This window comes from Roseovarius sp. MMSF_3350, from assembly GCF_030733425.1.
In the GTDB taxonomy this organism is placed as follows: domain Bacteria; phylum Pseudomonadota; class Alphaproteobacteria; order Rhodobacterales; family Rhodobacteraceae; genus Roseovarius.
On record NZ_JASHIZ010000020.1, the window covers coordinates 73118 to 88458 of the forward strand.

A 15341-nucleotide genomic window follows, 5' to 3' on the forward strand; every position below is an offset into this window, starting at 1 on the left:
GACGGGACATAGCGCAGGATCATGCGAAGATGTATTGTATATTCCGATTGTTTTTGTCGGATTCTCTTTAAAATTGATAAATTTTGTCGGATATGGCGGTTCGGACCCCTTGCCCTGCTTGACGGCGCGAAGCGGAAACGACTAGCCGGAGGCAGTTCTTGTCCCCGCAGCGAACGGAGGCTTTGGAAACCAGTGTTCAAATTTATGGAAACGTGCGTCGCCGTCCTTGTTATTTGGCTCGGCGCAGCGCTCGTGGCACCCGCGACCGCACAGGAATTTCCGCTTACGATCAATCATGCCTTCGGCACAACGACGGTGCCGTCGCGACCGGAACGCGTGGCGACTGTCGCCTGGGCCAACCACGAGGTGCCACTGGCGTTGGGGATCGTGCCGGTCGGATTTGCACGGGCCAATTTTGGAGACGACGACGGTGACGGGATCCTCCCTTGGGTCGCCGAACGCTTGGAGGCGCTGGGTGCCGAAACGCCGGTGTTGTTCGACGAAGGCGACGGCATCGACTTCGAGGCGGTGGCGGCCACTCGTCCCGACATCATCCTCGCGGCCTATTCCGGCCTGTCGCAATCCGAGTATGACATCCTGAGCAGGATCGCCCCGACGATTGCCTACACGGACGGGCCCTGGTCGACCGGCTGGCGCGAGATGATCCGCCTGAATGCCGCCGGGCTTGGCATGGCGACCGAAGGCGACGCCCTCGTGGCCGATATCGAGTCGCAGATCGCCGCGATGTCCGCTCGCCACCCCGAAATCGCCGGGAAGAGCGCGATGTTCGTCACGCATCTCGATGTCCGGGATCTGAGCGTGATCCGCTTCTATTCCGCCAACGATCCGCGTGTCCGCTTCCTCGAAGATCTCGGCCTGACCTCGCCGCAGGCCGTCACGGACGCCACCGAACCAGGGCGTTATGCGGGAGAAGTGAGCGCCGAGAAGATCGACGTTTTTGATGACGTCGATATCGTTGTGACCTATGGCGGCGAGACCCTGATGGAGCGGGTCGCGGAAAACCCGCTGACCTCGCGGATGAAGACGGTCAAGACCGGGGCGGTCGTGCTGTTGGGAAACGATCCGGTGGGCACAGCCGCCAACCCCACCCCCCTGTCGATCCCCTTCGTGCTTGAAGACTACGTCGCAAGGCTGGCGGACGCGGCGCGCAAGGCAGAATGACCGACGCTGTCCCCACTGAGGCGGGGTTTGCAGCCATGCGGCGCACCCGGAGCAGCCGGCTTGCCTGGTTGATCGTCGTCCTGGTGGTTCTTGGCATGGCCTGCATCGTGTCGGTCAGCCTGGGCACGCGCGCGGTCGGATGGGGCGATATCCTGGCAGGCGTCACAGGCTCCACCGAAACGATTGGGCAGGCGGTCGTGGCCGTTCGAGTGCCCCGCACGATGCTCGCGGTCCTCGCCGGGGCCGCGCTTGGGCTGGCCGGAGCCGTCATGCAGGGTGTCACCCGCAACCCGCTGGCAGATCCCGGCATACTGGGCGTCAATGCGGGTGCGGCGATGGCCGTGGTGATTGGCATCGCGTGGTTCGGAATGCAGACACTCGACGCGTTTCTCTGGACCGCAATCTTCGGGGCCGGACTGGCCTCCTGTTTCGTCTATGCAATGGGGTCGCTCGGTCGGGGCGGCGCGACACCGCTGAAACTGGCGCTGGCCGGGGCGGCGACGGCCATTGCAACATCCTCGTTCACAATCGCGATCATCCTGCCGCGCAACGATATCGCCGGGGGTGTGCGATCCTGGCAGGTCGGCGGGATCGGCGGTGCCAGTTTCGACGCCATCCTGCCGTGCCTGCCCATCCTGCTGGCCGGTCTGATCCTGTGCCTGCTGTCCGCCCGCAGCCTGAACCTGCTGGCTCTGGGCGACGATTCGGCGGCCGGGCTGGGCGCGAACGTGGTAGTGGCGCGGGCGAGTGCGGCACTTGGGGCTGTGCTGCTTTGCGGGGCGACAACCGCCATCTGCGGGCCGATCGGTTTCGTCGGGCTGGTCGTGCCGCACGTCTGCCGGCTGCTTGTAGGCGTGGACCACCGCTGGCTCCTGCCGTTTGCGGCTCTGACGGGTGCGATCCTTCTGATCGGCGCGGACGTACTTGGGCGCATCGTCGCGCGTCCCTCCGAGATGGATGTGGGGATCGTCACGGCCTTTATCGGCGCGCCGGTCTTCATCTGGATCGTGCGCAAACGGCGGGTTCGCGACCTGTGAGCGATCTTGCGCATAAAGACGGGACCACGTGGATCGCGGCGCGACGCCTGTCGCGACGAAGGGCCCGCTTGCAGCTTGTCGCCCTCATGATGGGCCTCCTCGTCGCGGGCGTCGGGTTGACGCTGGTCACCGGCCCGACCATGACCCCGCCATCGGATCTTCTGCGCGTGCTGTCCGGGCACGATGTGCCCGGCGCAAGTTTCAGCATCCTGGAACTGCGCCTGCCCCGCGCGACGCTGTCGATCCTTGCCGGAATGAGCTTCGGTCTTGGCGGTGTAATCTTCCAGACACTGCTGCGCAATCCACTGGCCAGCCCCGACATCATCGGCATCAGCGCCGGGGCCAGCGCGGCGGCCGTGTTCGCCATCGTCGTCCTGGGATGGAGCGGGCTGGCCGTCTCGGTCGCCGCGGTCGTTGCCGGGATGATCGTGGCCCTGCTGATCTACCTGCTGGCCTGGCGTGACGGAGTGTCCGGCGCACGATTGATCCTGATCGGCATCGGGATTTCTGCCATGCTCGACAGCATGATAGCCTATGTCCTGTCGCGTGCCCCGGCGTGGTCGCTGCAGGACGCCTTGCGCTGGCTGACCGGAAGCGTCAACGGCGCAACCTTGTCCGAGACGCTCCCCGTTCTGCTGTCGCTGGTCCTGCTGGGCGGACCGCTTTTGGCCCGGCGCGACAATCTGGAGGCGATGCGGCTTGGCGATGACGCCGCCGCCGCCCTCGGCGTGCCGCTGCGTTTCGAAAAGCTCGTGCTGGTCATGGCCGCCGTCGGGCTGATCGCGGTGGCCACGGCGGTTTCCGGCCCGGTCGCCTTCGTCGCGTTTCTTTCGGGGCCGATTGCCGCGCGTATTGCCGGCACCGGACGGACGCCCTTGCTGGCCTCCACCCTGGTGGGGGCATTGCTTGTCCTGCTGGGCGATTACGCAGGCCAGCACCTTCTGGCGGGGCGCTATCCCGTGGGCGTCATCACCGGGGCCCTTGGCGCGCCATATCTCGTCTATCTGATCATCAGATCCCACCGCAGCGGAGGCGGCTCATGAGCACACTGCACGTCGCAGCACTGGAGGCCGGATACGGCACGCGAAAGATCCTGACCGGCCTCGACGTGACGGTGCCTCCGGGGGCCATATCCGCGATTGTCGGGGCCAACGCCTGCGGCAAGTCCACGCTTCTGCGGTGTCTCGCGCGGCTGTTGCGGCCAAGCGCCGGGCAGGTCGTGCTCGATGGCCGCTCGGTGCGCGATATCCCGACACGCGAGCTGGCCCGCCGGATGGGTCTTTTGCCGCAATCGCCCATCGCCCCGGACGGGATCACCGTGGCGGACCTCGTCAGCCACGGCCGCCATCCGCATCAGGGTATTCTGTCGCGCTGGACCCGTGCCGATGACGTCGCGATTGCCGCGGCGTTGGAGGCGACCCGAACCACCGACATTGCCGACCGCGAGGTCGACCAGCTGTCTGGCGGACAGCGCCAGCGGGTCTGGATCGCCATGGCCCTGGCGCAGGAAACGGATATATTGCTGCTCGACGAACCGACGACCTTCCTGGATATCGCGCACCAGGTCGAAATTCTGGATCTGCTGGTCGATCTTAACCAAGCGCGTGGCACGACCATCGTCATGGTCCTGCACGACCTCAATCTTGCCGCGCGTTATGCCGACCACCTTGTTGCACTCCGTCGCGGCAAGGTACATGCGTCCGGCGCGCCCGAACTGGTTCTGACCGAACCCATGGTGCAAGAAGTTTTCGGTGTGGCCTGCCGCATTATCCCGGATCCCACTTCCGGAAAACCGGTCATGTTGCCCATAGGCCGACATTTCGCAGAACCTGCGCCCACGACGAAAGGGATCGCATCGTGAGCAAGACATTGCACGCATCGGCGGTCTTTCGTGGCGTCTTGCCGGTAGACCTCATCACCCACATCTCCGCACATGCCCGAGATGCTGAACTGCTCGTGGAAGAGACTGACAGGGGCCTGATCGTCACCGTGCCGCTCGCGACGGTTTCGCTCGAAGCCAGCCGTGCAACCCTGCAGGTCGATATCGACGCCGTCGATGCGGCCGCGCTTCAGAATATCCGTGACTATTTGCACTATACCCTCGACCATGTCGCGCCCGGGTTGACCTCGGGCGCGACATGGCACGGGGATATCCTGAGGAATCGTGCCCCCCTCAACTTCACGACCGCGACTGTGCACGGCATCCGCCGCGTCGGCCCCAATTTCCTGCGCGTCGAACTGGAATGTTCCGATACCCGGCGCCTGTCGGCAGAACGCGGGATGCATTTCTCACTTCTGTTGCCACCCGACGGGCGTACGCCCGTCTGGCCTCGCCTTGATGATAACGGCCGTACCGTGATGCCCCTCGGCGCCGATAGCCTGCATCGCGCGGCCTATACATTCGTCGAGCTTGATCCTGAACGCGAGCGCTTCACCTTCGACGTCTTCGAACATGAAGGCGGTCGTACCACGGCTTGGGCGAGAACGGCGCAGCGCGGCGACCTTGTCGGCATCAGCGGGCCGGGCAGCGGCGGGTTCCCGCCCGGCCAGAATATCCTGATCGCCGGGGATGAAACCGCAATCCCCGCTATCCGCCGAATCCTTCAGACGTCTGCGCCCGACCGGCGTGGTCACGCCCTGCTGGAGGTAGGCACCGAGGCGGATATCTGTGACCTCTCTCGGCCGGACGGCATCGATCTGAGCTGGTGCGTAAGGAACCGAGGAGAGTCGCTGTGGGATCGCCTGTCAGAGGCTCCTTTGCCACAGGGACCTGACCGCTTTGTCTGGGTCGCCGCCGAGAAAACCGTTGTCCGAAATGCGAAAGCCCGGTTCCGGCAAACGCTGCGTCTTGGTCTGTCCGAAGGTTATTTTGCCTACTACTGGGAGGTGTGAACCGCTGTTCCGCAAAGGCCGGCCGACTGCGCACCGTGGTTCAGCCGACGAGACCGCGATACAGCCGCGCAGTCGTCAATGTCACGGCGCGAATTACGATCGCCATAGGCTTGCCCAAGACGTTTGTTCTTTGATTCAAGCGCAAAAAAGATTCAGGACATTCCCCTTCTGATTTTAGCAGGCCCGCCCTGTGCTTAAGCTCTGACGACAAAATCCATCAGGAATTTCAAGCTCTAGAGGCCCCTTGCCGGAGGGCGACCGCAAGTTAGCTGCCAGCCGTACCGGCAGTAACGAAAGCTCCCCATATGTCCAGTACTCCCCCTGATATTCGCCAACCCGGAGTGTCCCGGCGCGGCTTTCTGAAAGGCAGTTCCGCAGCTGCGAGTTCTCTTGGCATGGCCGTCGGCGCCGCCAAGGCCCAAGAAGCCGAAGCAAGCGCCCACGCGCGCACAATCGAGATGACGGTCAACGGCAAGACCCGGCACGTCAGCGTCGAACCACGGACGACGCTCGTAGAGGCACTGCGCGACAATCTCGGGCTGACAGGGACCAAGATCGGTTGCAACCAGGGTCAGTGCGGGGCCTGCACCATTCTGCTCGACGGCACCCGCGTAAACTCCTGCCTCACCCTGGCGGTCACGGCCGAGGGCGCAGAGATCGTGACTGTAGAAGGTCTCGCCGATCCGACCGGTGATCTGCATCCGATGCAGACCGCCTTTGCCGAGAATGACGCGTTCCAGTGCGGATATTGCACACCCGGACAGATCCTGTCGGCCATAGCGTGCATCGAGGAAGGCCATGCGTCGGACGCCGCCGAGATCCGCGAATACATGAGCGGCAACCTCTGCCGCTGCGGCGCCTACCCGAACATCGTCGCTGCCATCGAGCAGGTTCGCGACCAGCAGGAAGGGTGAGATCATGAAAAACTTCAGCTATTCCAGCCCCGGCAACCTTGGCGACGCGACCGAAGCCGCGAAAGCGGACGGAACGCTTATCATTGCCGGTGGTACCACGATGGTCGACTTGATGAAGATCGGTGTCCTCGAACCCGAAACGCTCGTCGACATCAGCGGCATCGGCTCTCTTGAAAGCTACGAGGTCGGCTCGGACCGGATGCGTTTCGGGGCGCTTGCCAAAATGGCCACGGTGGCTGACGATCAGGCCGTCATCGATGCCTTCCCTGCGCTTTCGGAGACACTCTGGAAGGCCGCCAGCCCGCAACTGCGCAATGTCGCGACGCTGGGCGGAAACATCTTGCAACGGACACGTTGCCCGTACTTTCGCGACACCGCTTACGCCCAGTGCAACAAGCGCGATCCGGGTTCCGGTTGTGCTGCCCTCGACGGCGGGGAAACCGCGCACCACGCGATTTTCGGCGGCTCCGACGCCTGCGTGGCAATGTATCCGGGCGATCTCGCGCAGGCGCTGGTCGCCTTCGACGCCAAAGTGGTCGTCCAAGGCCCCGGCGGCACCCGGACCATCCCGTTCAACGAATTGCACGTACGTCCCGGCGATAACCCCGAGGTCGAGACCGTCCTCAAACCCGGCGAGATCGTCACCGAGATCTCGCTACCAATCATTCCCGCAATGGCCAACAGCATCTACCTCAAGGCCCGCGACCGCGAGAGTTACGCGTTCGCTTCAGCGTCGGCAGCCGTAGGGGTCGAGATGGAGGGGGAGACCGTGCGCGACGTCCGTGTTGGGCTTGGCGGCGTGGCGTCGGTTCCATGGCGCGCAACCGCAGCCGAGGACAGCCTGCGCGGTCAGCCCCTGACCGAAGAGACAGCGCGAGAGGCGGGCCGGATCGCCTTCGAGGAGGCCGAACCGCTTGACGGATCGGCCTACAAGATCGCGCTCGGGGCCGACGTGGTCGCCGGGGCCCTGATGACCTTGAAATCTCGCATGGGAGGCAAATGATGGCCACGACACTGAACACGCGCGTCACTCGCACGGATGCCCGCCGCAAGGTGACCGGTGCGGCCACATATGCCGCCGACGAGATCCCGGCCGGCATGCTGCACGGGGCACTCGCCTGCTCGGCCATCGCGGTCGGCACCGTCTCGTCAATCGACACCAGCGCGGCCGAGGCCGAGCCGGGCGTCGTGGCTGTCTTCACCCATGAAACCCTTCCGGACTACAAGACAGTCAAAGGCTTCTACGCCGGCGGCCCCGGGTCGGCGTCCTTCTGGCCGATGGAAGGGACCGAGATCAAGTATGCCGGGCAGCCGGTCGCATATGTCGTCGCCGAGACAGCCGCCGCGGCCCGGCGGGGGGCTGATCTGGTGCGGGTCGAGTATCAGGAAGCGGACTCGCGCATCCACATGTCGCCCGAGGACAGTTTCGTCATTGGCGCGGGTGAGGACAGCGACGGAATGGTTCTAACGAAAGGGGACCTGCAGGCAGGCCTCGACGGTGCGGCCCAGTCCGTGGACATGACCTTCACCACCCCGTTCCAGCATCACAATCCTATGGAGATGTTCTCAGCGACCGCCGAATGGCGCGGCGACCGCCTGACGGTCTGGATGCCGTCGCAATCGGTGCGAACCCTGCGCGCGGGCATCGCCGGGGCCTACGGTCTGCCCGAAACATCCGTTCGCGTCATTTCACCTTTCGTCGGCGGCGCCTTCGGGGCCAAGGCCGGGATCACGCCATACACGATGCTGACCATTGCCGCGGCCAAGGGGGTGGGCGCGCCGGTTCGGCTGATCGTGACCCGTCCGCAGATGTACACCGTCGCAACCTTTCGTCCGGAAACCGAGCAGAAGTTCCGCCTGGCCGCCGACGCCGACGGCAAACTGACAGCTTTCGAGCATATCGAGACTTCTCAGACCTCGCAATTCGACTCGGTGGTCAATCCGGGCACCCACATCACGCGCGCCATGTATGGCTGCCCCAACATCCGTACCGAGCAGCGCCTGTCGCGGTCCGACACGAATACGGGCGGATTCATGCGCGCACCAAACGAGATGCAGACCTTCTGGGGCCTGGAATCCGCGATGGACGAGCTGGCGTGGAAGCTGAACATGGACCCGGTCGAACTACGCCGCGTAAACGACACCAAGAAGCATCCGACAGAAGGCGTGCCATTTTCCTCGCGGTCGCTGATGGAGAGCTACGACGCGGTATCCGAAAGCTTCGGCTGGGCCGACCGTAGTCCGGAAATCGGATCGATGACCGATGGCGACTGGCTCGTGGGCTACGGCTGCGCGACAGCGACGTACCCGACCAACATCCTGGCATCGAACGCGCGGGTCCGGATGCAGGCGTCTGGGGGTGCCTACGTGGCGTTGGCCGCGCATGATGTGGGCACCGGCACCTATACTATCATGGCCCAGATCGCGGCGGCGCGGCTGGGGCTGCCCGTCGAGGCGGTGGATGTCGTTATGGGCGAGGCAAGTTTCCCGGTGGCGCCTATTTCCGGCGGCTCGACCACGGCTGCATCGGCCGGCTCGGCTGTCCATGATGGCTGCTTGAAGATCGGCCGACAGGTGGCGTCGCGCGTGTCGGCAATGTCGGACGGCCCGCTGGCGGGCGTCGATCCGTCAACCGTCACGCTTGAGGACGGCACGCTGCGCGGCCCTGACGGCCAAAGCCAGAGCCTGGCCGAAGCGCTCTCCATGCTCCCTGAAGGCGAGATCGAGGTGATCGGAGAGTTCCGCCATCCGGCCCTGACCGATCAGTTGGTCGCAGCGACCTTTAAGGGCGGGTACGGCTCGGCAGGGCCGGTGACACCGGAGTTCGCGATGTTCGCCTTCGGCGCCGAGATGGTGGAGGTCCACGTCAACCGCTGGACCCATGAGATCCGGGTGCCTCGCATTCACGGCGCATTTACGGCGGGCACCTGGCTGAACCGCAAGACCTCGCACAGTCAGCTTCTCGGCGGCATGGTTTGGGGGATCAGCTCCGCGCTTCACGAGGCGACCGAAGTGGACAAGGCGCGTTCGCGGTTCCTGAATGCCAATATCGCGGAATACTTGATTCCGGTGAACGCGGACATCCGCGAGGTGCGTGTCGAGATGCTGGAAGAGCAGGACGACTACGTGAACCCGCTTGGGGTCAAGGGGATCGGCGAGATGGGGATAGTCGGCACCGCCGCCGCGATCGGCAACGCGGTCTATCACGCAACCGGCCAGCGCTTCACGTCCTTGCCGATCCGCATGTCGGGGCTGGTTTCCAGTTGAATTGCAACCTACTGGCCGGCGCATGTCGGCCAGCAGGAAACCGCAGGCAACAGAATGGCTCCGCGCATCTGACCTTGCGTTCGGGGTGGCGCCCCGTACACCGCGCGGCATTAAAGAACAGCCTCACTGCTCAAGGGAAAGACGAGGTCGAATTGGTCTGACAGCACCTTCTCGACTTTACGTCTCATGCCGTCCTTCTTTCTCGGCACGGCGTCAGGCGGCGCTGGTCCAGGCCCCGGTTCGCGCCGCGTCCCGGGCGAAATCTGCAAAATCGCGGGGGACGCGGCCAAGCGCGCGCGTCACGCCGTCCGTGGTATGGGCGTTGCGCCCGTCCAGGGTTTCGCGCGCGATGGCTGTGAAGACGTCGGCGACGAAGGGGCCGCCAGCTTCGGCAATATTGCCGTGGAATTCCTCGAAGCTGATCGGGATATGCCGGATCTCGCGCCCGGTCGCCCGGGACAGCTCGGCCGCCATGTCCGCGAATGACATCAGACGTGGGCCGGTCACCTCGTAAAGTTCGCCCCTGTGCCCGTCTTCGGTCAGCGCCGTAACCACGACGTCGGCAATATCGTCGATGTCGATGATGGGCTCGGCGACATCGCCGCCGGGCATCGGCAGGACACCCGCCAAGACAGGATCACGCAGGTACCCTTCAGAGAAGTTCTGCGCGAACCAGGCGGCCCGGACAATGGTGAAGTCAAGGCCTGAACTGCGCACCACGTCTTCACCCAACCGCGCATGGTGCTCGCCACGACCAGAGAGCAGTACGAGGTGCTCGACCTCCACATCGCGGGCTGTCTCGCACAGCGACTCGAGCTTTTCCAAGGCCCCCGGAAAGGCAAGATCGGGAAAGTAGGTGACATAGGCTGCGCGAACCCCGCGCAGGGCCGATGCCCAGGTCTCCGGCGCCTCCCAGTCGAAAGGCGTTGCGGACCTGCGCGCGCCGCGGCGCACGGGAAGGCCACGCGCCTCGAGGCGGCTGGCGACGCGGTGGCCGGTCTTGCCGGTCGCACCAATAACGAGGATCGGGTGGTCTTGCATCGGGTTTCTCCTTGGCTTCGGTTTCGACAGCCACGGAATAGGCGCCCTGATGCGGTCCGGTATTGACCGGCGATGCCAGCCTATTGACCACCGCCGCCAATGCGCCTGTCAGCGGCGGGCCATATCCTTGCGAAAGGCCGCTGGCGTCGTGCCGACCCAGCGTCTGAACGCCCGGGTAAAGGCGCTCTGCTCGGAGAAGCCGGTGAGGAACGCGATTTCGGCCAATGAGCGGCTGTCGTCTTGCAAGAGTCCCTCGGCGAGGTCGCGGCGGGTTTGCTCGGTCAGGGTCTGAAAGCTCAGTCCATGCTCGGAGAGCCGCCTGTGAAACGACCGCGCACTGAGTCCGAGGCCACTGGCGATCTCGGCCATCCTCGGCGCGCCCTCGCTCAGGGCTTGGGCAATGGATGCTTTTGCCTGTGTAACCAGCGCCGGCTCCCGGGTGATCTCGGACAGCTCGGCGTCCAGATGCGTGATGAGGTATTTCGAGATCCCCTCGTCCCCCAGGATGTTGGGCCGCGCCAGCGTTTCCTCGGCATAGAGGATTGCGTCCAGTTCGGCGCCAAAGCGCACCGGGCAGCCGAACCACTTTTCGTGCGCGGTGATCCGGCGCGGTGCGGGGTGCCGGACCAGCACTTCCAAGGGCGTGAGCGGCTCCGGGCAGACTTGCCTTGCGATGGACACCGCGCTCGCGAGGGTAGCCTCGTTCGATAGCCGCATACCGAGGCGCCGTTCGCCCGTACGGTGCAGGACAAAAAGCGTGCCCCCGACCGTGGGCCGCAGCTCATATTCCGCGACGCTGGTCCATAGGCGCGCATAGCGTTCCACCCGCGCATAGGACGCGCCAAGCGTCGTCGCCGCCTTGAACGCCAGCCCGAGCGCACCGTATTCGTCAAGCCGCATCGAGGCCCCCGTGCGCACCGGCAGGTCGGTCGCATCGATCTGGTCGGCGATCCTTTCAAGCATGTCGTAGTAACGCTCGGCCGGGATCATCTGCTTGGTATTCCAAGAGCAATCGATATCGATGTTGACCAAAGACAGCATCTCGGCCGCGTCGATTCCGTCGCCAGCCGCGGCGACCACCTTACGCGCGAAAAGAGATGTCACGTACCCCATGACCCGCATTCTACGACACGCGCGGGAAGCGACCAACCTTGTGCTGTATCCGGGCGCGAGACGGACCGGCGCAGGCAACTATGCCTCGGCGAGGGCTGCATCATCATCCGGGCCGCCATATCGGGCATGCCGCGCCATGGGCGGTGGCGATGACACCCTCCTTGAGCAGGCCCAATTGCTCGGCCCATGGTTGTACAGCGTCATCTTCGCGACGCCGGAATCCTCCAGGATCTTGTCGATCGGATCCGGTCGTTCAATTTGCCTCCTGAAACAAGAAGCCGTTATCCGCTGGTCATTCGGAAACCCGCTGGTGTAAACAGCGGCATAGTCGGCCGCGGGAACATACCGCTGGTTTCGACGGACAATACAATCACGCAAGGCGAGGGCGCCATGAAGGACTGGAGCGCAGCGGCAGCCGCTCTTTATGACGGCGGGCACCGCCCGATGTTCATTGACGGGAATTGGTGCGATGCCCATTCGGGCGAGACCATCGAGGCCCGCAATCCGGCTGACGGCGCCCTGCTGGGCACCGTGCCCAAGGGCGGCCCGGCGGATGTCGATGCGGCCGTCAAGGCGGCACGCGCGGCGTTCGAAGGCCCGTGGTCGAAATGGACGCCGTTCGAACGTCAGGCGCTGCTCCTGCGAATAGCTGACCGCTTCGAGAAGGAATGGGATAACCTCTGTCTTTCCGATACGCTCGATATGGGAATGCCGATCCAGCGCACGCTCGCCAACAGCCGGCGGGTGCTGGGGATGCTGCGCTTCTACGCAGGTCAGGCCGTGGCGATCCACGGCTCTACAATCCCCAATTCTTTTCCCGGTGACATCTACTCTCAGACGGTGCGCGACCCCATCGGCGTCGTCGGCGCGATAATACCGTGGAATGCCCCGATCGCCGGCTCGGTCTGGAAGATCGCGCCAGCCATCGCAACCGGCTGCACAGTCGTCCTGAAACCGTCCGAAGAGGCGTCGCTGACCGTCCTGATGATCGCCCGGATCATGCAGGAGGCCGGCCTGCCCGACGGTGTGTTGAACATCGTCACGGGCCTGGGCAACGAGGCCGGCGCCGCACTGGCCGAACACGAAGGCGTCGACAAGATCGTCTTCACCGGCTCGACCGCCACCGGCCAGGCCATTGCCCGGGCCGCGACCGGAAACCTGAAGCGTGTCTCGCTGGAACTGGGGGGCAAGTCGCCCGTCATCGTGTGCCGGGACGCCGATATCGAAAAGGCGGTTCCCGTCGCCGCCATGGCCGTCTTCGCCAATTCCGGGCAAATCTGCATTGCCGGGTCGCGCCTGTTCGTGGCGCGCGAAATTCATGATGAATTCGTGCGCCGCGTGGCCGACTATGCCGCTGGTCTGCGCATCGGTCACGGTATACACGAGGAAACCGAGATCGGCCCGATCATCTCGGCCCGTCAGGCCGAGCGTATCGCGGGCTACCTCGATGCGGGACCGCGCGAAGGTGCCGACGTAATCACCGGCGGCGCACGGGCCGAGGGGCCGGAGCTTGCGGCCGGGCACTTTTTCCAACCGACCGTTTTTGGCGGCGTCACCGATACAATGAGCGTCGCGCGAGAGGAAATTTTCGGCCCCGTCATCTCGGCCCTGCCGTTCGATGATCTGGAAGAGGTCGTAACCCGAGCCAACGCCACACCCTACGGCCTGGCAGCAGGCGTCTTCTCGACCCATCTCGGCACGGCGCACAAACTGGCGCATCGACTGAAGGCCGGATCGGTCTGGGTCAACATGTACCATGCCATCGACCCAGCCGTGCCCTTCGGCGGCGTCAAGATGTCGGGCTACGGTCGTGAGGGCGGGACCGAGCACATGGAAGAATATCTCGATACAAAGGCGATCTGGATCAACGCGGACTAGGCCGCGTCCGGAGGCCCTCTGTATAATCGCAACCTGAAAGGCAAACACATGCAAGTCGGCATCATTGGCGTCGGGCTCATGGGCCACGGCATCGCCCGCAACATCCTGATGCAAAGCGACTTTGCGCTCAGCTTTCTCGATCACCCCGGCAACCAGCCCACCGATGACCTGGTCGCGCTCGGGGCCAGTGCCTGTAGGACAACATCCGAGGTCGCCGCGGCCTCTGACGTCGTGATACTTTGCGTAACCGGCTCCCCCCAGATCGAAACGATTGTCAGTTCTTCGAACGGCCTTGCCGATTCACTACGCCCGGGCACGATCGTGGTCGACTGCTCGACAGCGCTGCCCGAGTCGACCCTGCAAATGGCAGCCCTCATCCGAAAGGCGGGCGGTGATTATCTTGATGCTCCCATGACACGCACCGCGATACATGCCCACGAAGGGACCTTGAACCTTCTGGTTGGCGGTGCGGGCGAGACGCTGGACAAGGTGCGACCCGTTCTTGCCGCGTTCACCGAGAATGTAGATCACGTCGGCCCGCTCGGCCACGGTCACCGTCTGAAGCTTTTGCACAATTACGTCTCGGTCGGCTTCATGACCCTGCTGGCCGAGGCCGCCGCCCAGGCCGCCGATACCGGCATCGACCCGAAGGTTTTCGTCGATGTCCTGGCGGGGGGCGGCGGCGCGAGCGCCGCGCTGGATCGGCTCGCCCCATACATCATATCGCAGGATCGCGAGGCCCTGCCCTTTTTCGTTTCGAACGCTCGGAAGGACATAGACTATTACCGCAGCATGTCCGAAGCTGCAGGTGCGCGCATGACAGTCGCCGATGGCGTGTCAGCCGCCCTGGCAGCGACGGTCGAAACCGGTCCTGCCGATGCCTACGTGCCGGAACTGGTTCGCCTTTTCAGAAAGCAACAAGGCGGCGGATAAGCCCGCCGCGCGCAGCGCTCTGAGACGGGGTTGTCACCTTAAAAATACGTGTGTAGCTAAAGTAAACGTTAAACGGGAGGAAAACCATGACGTTCATTACCCGCGGGCTGGTCTCGACCGGCATCTTCTTTGCAATAGGGCTTCCGGCCCTCGCACAGACCGAAGTCAAGATCGGCTACGCCTTGGCCCCCGACAGCCATTACGGCGTCGCGGCGCAGAAGTTCGAAGAGGTCGTCAAGGCCGAAACCGGCGACGCGTTCGAATTCAACCATTTCCCCTCCTCAGGCCTCGGAGGCGAGCGTGAAGTCATCGAGGGGCTGCAACTCGGCACCATCGAAGCCACCATCGTTTCGTCCGGCACTCTGGCCAATTTCGTGCCTGACACCGGCGTCTTCGACATCCCGTTCCTGTTCCGCGATCTCGATCATGCCCGCGCCGTACTGGATGGTCCGATCGGCCAGGAAATCCTCGGCAAGTTCGACAATGTCGGCCTGCACGGTCTGGCCTGGGGCGAACAAGGCTTTCGCCACATCACCAACAACCGGAATGCCATCGAAACCCCGGCCGATGTCGAAAGCCTGAAGATCCGCACCATGGAAAACCCCGTGCACCTCGCGGCTTTCAACGCGATGGGGGCCGCACCGACGCCGATGGCATGGCCGGAGGTGGTCTCGTCGCTGCAGCAGGGCGTGATCGACGGTCAGGAAAACCCGTTGTCCGTCATTGTATCGGTCAAGCTCGACGAAGTGCAGGAATATCTGACCCTGTCCGGTCACGTCTATTCACCCGCCATGCTGCTCGTGTCCAAACCGTTCTGGGACGGTCTTGACGACGAACAAAAAGCCGCTTTCGAGAAGGCTGCGGCAGAGGCCGTGACCGCCATGCGCGGCTACGTGGACAACGTCGAAACCACCGGCGTCGAAACGCTCAAAGAGCGCGGCATGAAGGTGAACGAGTTGTCGGCCGAACAAAAGGCGGCCTTCCAGGAGTCCATCGCATCCGCCTATGAAGGCTACTACGAGACCTACGGAAAAGAGTTGGTCGACTCGATCGTAGACTTCGAATGATGATACCGCGTCGGGGG

At 64.0% G+C, this 15341-nt stretch carries 13 protein-coding genes; 11 read left to right on the forward strand and 2 right to left on the reverse strand.

Annotated elements, in window-relative coordinates; translation table 11 throughout:
• The first annotated feature begins 204 nt into the window (after positions 1-204).
• The 8 genes from RBB31_RS16995 (at position 205) to RBB31_RS17030 (ending at position 9292) form a co-directional block, all read left to right on the forward strand.
• The gene (locus RBB31_RS16995; RefSeq protein ID WP_371931342.1) at positions 205-1182 is read left to right on the forward strand and encodes an iron-siderophore ABC transporter substrate-binding protein; all 978 of its coding nucleotides are present in this window, start codon (positions 205-207) and stop codon (positions 1180-1182) included.
• Positions 1179-2219 (forward strand): iron ABC transporter permease, encoded by a 1041-nt coding sequence (locus RBB31_RS17000; protein WP_306130451.1) that lies wholly within the window; start codon positions 1179-1181, stop codon positions 2217-2219. The genes RBB31_RS16995 and RBB31_RS17000 overlap by 4 nt, the downstream gene beginning before the upstream one ends.
• 86 nt (positions 2220-2305) lie before the next feature.
• A complete protein-coding gene (locus tag RBB31_RS17005) occupies positions 2306-3262 on the forward strand; it encodes an iron chelate uptake ABC transporter family permease subunit (protein WP_306130462.1) in 957 nt (318 codons plus the stop codon).
• Positions 3259-4080 carry an ABC transporter ATP-binding protein gene (locus tag RBB31_RS17010; RefSeq protein WP_306130452.1) on the forward strand — a complete coding sequence of 274 codons (822 nt, stop codon included), beginning with the start codon at positions 3259-3261 and terminating at the stop codon, positions 4078-4080. Before RBB31_RS17005 ends, RBB31_RS17010 begins: the two co-directional genes overlap by 4 nt.
• On the forward strand, positions 4077-5111 hold the full coding sequence (locus tag RBB31_RS17015) for a siderophore-interacting protein (RefSeq protein ID WP_306130453.1): 1035 nt from the start codon (positions 4077-4079) through the stop codon (positions 5109-5111). Before RBB31_RS17010 ends, RBB31_RS17015 begins: the two co-directional genes overlap by 4 nt.
• A gap of 305 nt (positions 5112-5416) precedes the next feature.
• Positions 5417-6025 carry a (2Fe-2S)-binding protein gene (locus tag RBB31_RS17020; protein WP_306130454.1) on the forward strand — a complete coding sequence of 203 codons (609 nt, stop codon included), beginning with the start codon at positions 5417-5419 and terminating at the stop codon, positions 6023-6025.
• 4 nt (positions 6026-6029) lie between these two features.
• Positions 6030-7028 (forward strand): xanthine dehydrogenase family protein subunit M, encoded by a 999-nt coding sequence (locus RBB31_RS17025; RefSeq protein ID WP_306130455.1) that lies wholly within the window; start codon positions 6030-6032, stop codon positions 7026-7028.
• Positions 7028-9292: a xanthine dehydrogenase family protein molybdopterin-binding subunit gene (locus tag RBB31_RS17030; protein WP_306130456.1), complete on the forward strand. Its 2265-nt coding sequence runs from the start codon at positions 7028-7030 to the stop codon at positions 9290-9292. Before RBB31_RS17025 ends, RBB31_RS17030 begins: the two co-directional genes overlap by 1 nt.
• Before the next feature lie 213 nt (positions 9293-9505).
• Here the strand turns inward: RBB31_RS17030 and RBB31_RS17035 are convergent, their stop codons facing one another.
• Complete coding sequence (locus RBB31_RS17035; RefSeq protein WP_306130457.1) at positions 9506-10333, reverse strand: NAD(P)H-binding protein; 828 nt, start codon at positions 10331-10333, stop codon at positions 9506-9508.
• 108 nt (positions 10334-10441) lie between these two features.
• Positions 10442-11446, reverse strand: coding sequence for an AraC family transcriptional regulator (locus tag RBB31_RS17040; RefSeq protein ID WP_306130458.1), 1005 nt, complete (start codon positions 11444-11446; stop codon positions 10442-10444).
• A 390-nt stretch (positions 11447-11836) separates the two neighbouring features.
• Here RBB31_RS17040 and RBB31_RS17045 point away from each other — a divergent pair, with 390 nt between their 5' ends.
• The 3 genes from RBB31_RS17045 (at position 11837) to RBB31_RS17055 (ending at position 15324) form a co-directional block, all read left to right on the forward strand.
• Positions 11837-13324 carry an aldehyde dehydrogenase gene (locus RBB31_RS17045; protein WP_306130459.1) on the forward strand — a complete coding sequence of 496 codons (1488 nt, stop codon included), beginning with the start codon at positions 11837-11839 and terminating at the stop codon, positions 13322-13324.
• Positions 13325-13372: 48 nt separating this feature from the next.
• Positions 13373-14257: an NAD(P)-dependent oxidoreductase gene (locus RBB31_RS17050; RefSeq protein WP_306130460.1), complete on the forward strand. Its 885-nt coding sequence runs from the start codon at positions 13373-13375 to the stop codon at positions 14255-14257.
• A gap of 86 nt (positions 14258-14343) precedes the next feature.
• On the forward strand, positions 14344-15324 hold the full coding sequence (locus RBB31_RS17055; protein WP_306130461.1) for a TRAP transporter substrate-binding protein: 981 nt from the start codon (positions 14344-14346) through the stop codon (positions 15322-15324).
• The last annotated feature ends 17 nt before the right edge of the window (positions 15325-15341 follow it).

What these genes read in the sequence shown, in the direction of transcription:
- RBB31_RS16995 (WP_371931342.1), top strand. Translation starts at nt 205, where the DNA reads ATGGAAACGTGCGTCGCCGTCCTTGTTATTTGGCTCGGCGCAGCGCTC.
- RBB31_RS17000 (WP_306130451.1), top strand. Translation starts at nt 1,179, where the DNA reads ATGACCGACGCTGTCCCCACTGAGGCGGGGTTTGCAGCCATGCGGCGC.
- RBB31_RS17005 (WP_306130462.1), top strand. Translation starts at nt 2,306, where the DNA reads ATGATGGGCCTCCTCGTCGCGGGCGTCGGGTTGACGCTGGTCACCGGC.
- RBB31_RS17010 (WP_306130452.1), top strand. Translation starts at nt 3,259, where the DNA reads ATGAGCACACTGCACGTCGCAGCACTGGAGGCCGGATACGGCACGCGA.
- RBB31_RS17020 (WP_306130454.1), top strand. Translation starts at nt 5,417, where the DNA reads ATGTCCAGTACTCCCCCTGATATTCGCCAACCCGGAGTGTCCCGGCGC.
- RBB31_RS17025 (WP_306130455.1), top strand. Translation starts at nt 6,030, where the DNA reads ATGAAAAACTTCAGCTATTCCAGCCCCGGCAACCTTGGCGACGCGACC.
- RBB31_RS17030 (WP_306130456.1), top strand. Translation starts at nt 7,028, where the DNA reads ATGGCCACGACACTGAACACGCGCGTCACTCGCACGGATGCCCGCCGC.
- RBB31_RS17035 (WP_306130457.1), bottom strand. Translation starts at nt 10,333, where the DNA reads ATGCAAGACCACCCGATCCTCGTTATTGGTGCGACCGGCAAGACCGGC.
- RBB31_RS17040 (WP_306130458.1), bottom strand. Translation starts at nt 11,446, where the DNA reads ATGGGGTACGTGACATCTCTTTTCGCGCGTAAGGTGGTCGCCGCGGCT.
- RBB31_RS17045 (WP_306130459.1), top strand. Translation starts at nt 11,837, where the DNA reads ATGAAGGACTGGAGCGCAGCGGCAGCCGCTCTTTATGACGGCGGGCAC.
- RBB31_RS17050 (WP_306130460.1), top strand. Translation starts at nt 13,373, where the DNA reads ATGCAAGTCGGCATCATTGGCGTCGGGCTCATGGGCCACGGCATCGCC.
- RBB31_RS17055 (WP_306130461.1), top strand. Translation starts at nt 14,344, where the DNA reads ATGACGTTCATTACCCGCGGGCTGGTCTCGACCGGCATCTTCTTTGCA.